The sequence below is a fragment of the Lacticaseibacillus pantheris DSM 15945 = JCM 12539 = NBRC 106106 genome, from assembly GCF_001591865.1.
Lineage (GTDB): Bacteria > Bacillota > Bacilli > Lactobacillales > Lactobacillaceae > Lacticaseibacillus > Lacticaseibacillus pantheris.
In genome coordinates this window covers 1-4321 of the sequence record NZ_BCVS01000147.1, presented here as the reverse complement: position 1 = coordinate 4321, position 4321 = coordinate 1, and the positions used below count along the sequence as shown (strand labels likewise).

Here is a 4321-nt window from a genome sequence, read left to right as displayed (position 1 = left end):
GTGGTTACCATGGAGCGCCCCACGAAAGCCGCAGCTCACCGGTCCGACCTACGCTGCCGCCTCAATCCAACAAGCACAAAGTAAAAGCCGAGCGGTGTGCCGCTCGGCTGTATACATACACGATTATTGTCCCCGGTGCGTCCGCCAGTAATGTAGCAGGACGGCGGCGATGAAGATGACGCCCACCGCCAGCGGAATCCGCGTATCCGGGTTAATCGCCATGAAGATGACGACAACGGCCAGGAATGCCAGTGTGAGGTAGTTGCTCCACGGCGAAAATGGCATCCGGAATTGGTCCTCACCCTGCAGCACGGGGTGTTGCTTACGGAATTGAATCTGACTCAGCAGGATGACAATCCAGGGGATGAGTCCGGGTAACACACTGGAGCTGTACACAATCACAAAGAGGTTCTTGGTACCCGGCCACAGTAGCGGCACTACAAAATTAAGAATGACGCCAATCCCAATCCCCGCCGCAATGGTGACCACCGGCCAGAACGGAACCCCGTGCCGGTTCAGCTTGGTGAAATGCTGCGGCAACTGCTTGGTTTCCGCCAACGTGTAGCCCATGCGGCTAGCACTATAGATGCCGGAGTTGGCACCAGACAGTGCGGCGGTGATGACAACAAAGTTAATGATGGTGGCCGCGGCCGCGATGCCGACTTTGGCAAAGGTTTCAACGAAAGGTGAACCGATGGTACCCAGTTTGTCCCAAGGGTACACGGTGACGATGACAAAAATCGCTCCCACGTAGAAGATGAGGATACGGCCCACCGTGGATTGAATTGACTTCACGATGGTCGGGCGGGGGTCCTCCGCCTCGCCGGCCGTAATTCCCAGTAACTCAACACCCTGGTAGGACGCGACGACAATTGATAGGGCAAAGACAAAGCCGCTGAGGCCACCGGTGAAGAAGCCGCCGTGGGACCAGAGGTTGCTGACGCCGAGCGCGTGGCCGCCGTTACCAAGGCCGAAGAAGATGAGCCCCAGGCCGGCGACAATCATGAGGATAATCGTGACCACTTTGACCATCGCAAACCAGAACTCAAGCTCGCCGAACGCTTTAACGGAAATGAGGTTGGCAATCGTCAGCATTAGCAACGCCACAAGGCCGGGAATCCACTGCGGCAAGCCAGGCCACCAGTATTCGAAATAGCTACCAATCGCGATCATCTCGGACATACCGACGACGAGAAACTGGAAAATATTGGCCCAGGCCGTGAGGTAGCCAAATACGGGGTGCAGGTATTCGGAGGCAAAGGAGGCGAAGCTCCCGGTGACGGGGTGGGCGTAGAGCATCTCGCCGAGAGCACGCATAATGAAGTATAGAAAAAGTCCCGCCAGCGCGTAGGCCAACATGACGCTGGGGCCAGTCCACTGGATGGTGGATGCGGACCCCATGAAGAGGCCGACGCCGATGGTGCCGCCAAGCGCGATCATTTGCATGTGACGAGAACTCAATTTGCGTTGCATGGTTTCGAAACCCCTATTCTTTGTATGGTTTGATGCACAATAGTTTGTAGTTTAACACTAATGGCATACACTTGTCTTTAATGCTTATACAATGGTGTTGATGATTAGCGAGGGTGATGCTTTGCCCTCCATAATTGTAGTCATAAGCGCAATCTTTGTTGTTGAAAAACTACAAAAGTGTTTCATTACGTCCATTTAGTACCAGTATTCTTTGAATCATGTTAACCTTGTTGGTGAGGACCAATTCTTGAGGAGGTAGTACCCGTGCCAATGTTGGGTCAGAAAAAACATCGCCAAATTGCCCGCGCATGGCTGATTACGATTTGTGTCGTTATCGCGATCGTTGCGGTTGGTAGCGTGGGCGCGTACGCCATCGGTGCCCAGAGGGCCGAGGCTACTGCCAGCGCCGTGAAGAAATCCAGTCAGTCCAGTGCTAAGAGCTCCTCTTCAACGACAAAAACGAAGAAGACGACGGTTAAAACCGTCGACTACACTAAGCCGTCAGAGAGCAAGGCTTATCCGGATGTAAATAAGTATCCCAACCTGTGGATTCGGGTTTCCACCGAGAAGCAACGCACATACATCATGAATGGTGATAAGGTGCTGTATACGATGTACTGTTCAACGGGGATGACGAACAGCACGGATACCGCAACGCCACACGGAACATACTACGTTCAGGCGGAGCGGGGTGAGACCTTCTATAACGCCCAAGAAGAGGAAGGGGCCAACTACTACACTTCGTGGTCAGGCCACGGTAGTCTCCTGTTTCACACGGTGCCCATCGACGTTAACGGTAACTATATTAAATCCGAGGCTGCCAAGCTGGGCAAGAAGGGCGGCGCCTCGCATGGTTGCGTGCGTTTGACCATTCCGGACGCCAAGTGGATTTACACCAACATTAAGTACAACACGAAAGTGGTAATTGACTAACAAGCACGTTATAATGTTTGATTAGGATTGTACGGCACGTTCGTGACCAAGCAGCTTTCCCGACCGGATGGAGAATCCGGTGGGGGAAACTGCTTTTATATAGGCTAATTATCGCCGCCGGTCAGTGTGCCCTAGTAAATAATTGATGATACTCAGTACGCTGAACCAATAGGAGGAACTCATTGCTCACAGTTAATAACGTTAGTATGACCTTTACCGACCGGACGTTGTATACGGACGTCAACCTGAAGTTTACGCCGGGCAACTGTTACGGCATCATCGGTGCCAACGGTGCCGGCAAGTCAACTTTTCTGAAAATTTTGGAGGGCAAGTTAGCACCCACCACCGGGAGTGTGACGCTGGATCCGCACGAACGGATGAGTAGCCTGCAGCAGGACCACTTTGCCTTTGATGACCAGACCGTGATGAACACGGTGATGCAGGGACACAAGCGCCTGTTCGAGGTGATGGAGGCTAAAGACGCGCTGTACGCCAAGCCGGACTTCTCGGAAGAAGACGGCCTGAAAGCGGCTGAGCTGGAAGGCGAGTTCGCCGAAATGGACGGCTGGAACGCGGAGAGCGACGCCAGCCAGTTGTTGCAGCAGCTGGGGATTCCTGAAGAGCAGCACCAGACCATGATGGGTGATTTGCCCGAAAGCGACAAAGTGAAGGTGTTGTTGGGTCAGGCCCTCTTTGGTCAGCCCGACGTGCTCCTGCTTGACGAACCGACGAACGGTTTGGACACTCAGACGATTAGTTGGCTGGAGGACTTTTTGGCCGATTACCAGAACACCGTCCTGATTGTCAGCCATGACCGACACTTCCTGAACGCCGTATGTACGATGATGTGTGACGTCGATTACGGCAAGATCGAACTATACGTGGGGAACTACGATTTCTGGCGTCAAAGTTCGGAATTGGCTCAGCAACTGAAGTCCAACGCGAACGCGAAGAAGGAGGAGCAGATTAAGCAGCTCCAGGAATTCGTGGCGCGGTTCTCGGCTAACGCCAGCAAGTCGAAGCAGGCGACTGCGCGGAAGAAGCAGCTGGACAAAATTACGCTGGATGACATCAAGCCTAGCAGCCGCAAGTATCCGTACGTGAAGTTTACCCAGCAGCGTGAGATTGGTAACGATTTGTTGCAGGTGCGCGGCCTGGCTTTGACGGTTGATGGACAGCCGGCGATTAGTAACGCTAGCTTCATCCTGCACCCCGGTGAAAAGACGGCGATCATCAGTCGGAGCGACGTGACGGCGACCCAACTGCTACAGATGTTGGCGGGGGCGGTGCAGCCGGACGCTGGTGAAGTGGCGTGGGGTGTGACGACGGTGCGTGGTTACATGCCAAAGGATTTGAACAGCGTCTTTGAAGACGACACGCTGAGTATTTTGGACTGGTTACGGCAGTACGCGCCGAAGGATCAGCAGGACAACACGTTCTTGCGGGGATTCCTGGGCCGGATGTTGTTTTCGGGCGACGACGTGTTGAAGCCGATTAACGTGCTTTCGGGTGGGGAAAAGGTGCGGAGTATTCTGTCGAAGTTGATGCTGACGGAACCGAACGTGCTGATTATGGACGACCCGACCAACCACTTGGATTTGGAGTCGATTCAGTCGTTAAACGACGCGCTAGTGGCCTTCCCGGGTTCGGTTATCTTTACGAGTCATGACCACGAGTTCATTGAGACGATTGCGGACCACATTATTGAGGTGGGACCACTCGGGGTGGTTGACCGTGCGGACACGACGTATGATGAGTTCTTGGAGCACCCGGTGGTGAAGGAACAGGCGCAGAATATTTACGGATAATGTAAAAAAATTATATAAATGATATATAATGGGCGTATGCGGGAGTGTGCGCTTTTTTTTGCGTGGAGAGTAGCGCTTTAGCGCGTACTCAGCGCCACTCGGAGGCA

3 protein-coding genes are annotated in these 4321 nt (G+C 53.6%); 2 read left to right on the top strand and 1 reads right to left on the bottom strand.

What is annotated here, in order from left to right:
- Positions 1-123: 123 nt before the first annotated feature.
- Positions 124-1473 (bottom strand): amino acid permease, encoded by a 1350-nt coding sequence (locus tag LPA02S_RS10845; protein WP_054651047.1) that lies wholly within the window; start codon positions 1471-1473, stop codon positions 124-126.
- Positions 1474-1743: 270 nt separating this feature from the next.
- On the opposite strand from LPA02S_RS10845, the gene LPA02S_RS10840 reads away from it, so the two are divergent.
- Together LPA02S_RS10840 and LPA02S_RS10835 are read left to right on the top strand one after the other, a co-directional pair.
- Positions 1744-2406, top strand: coding sequence for a L,D-transpeptidase (locus tag LPA02S_RS10840; RefSeq protein ID WP_056956307.1), 663 nt, complete (start codon positions 1744-1746; stop codon positions 2404-2406).
- Positions 2407-2588: 182 nt separating this feature from the next.
- Positions 2589-4214, top strand: a complete 1626-nt coding sequence (locus LPA02S_RS10835) for an ATP-binding cassette domain-containing protein (protein WP_056956306.1) — start codon at positions 2589-2591, stop codon at positions 4212-4214.
- Positions 4215-4321 lie beyond the last annotated feature (107 nt).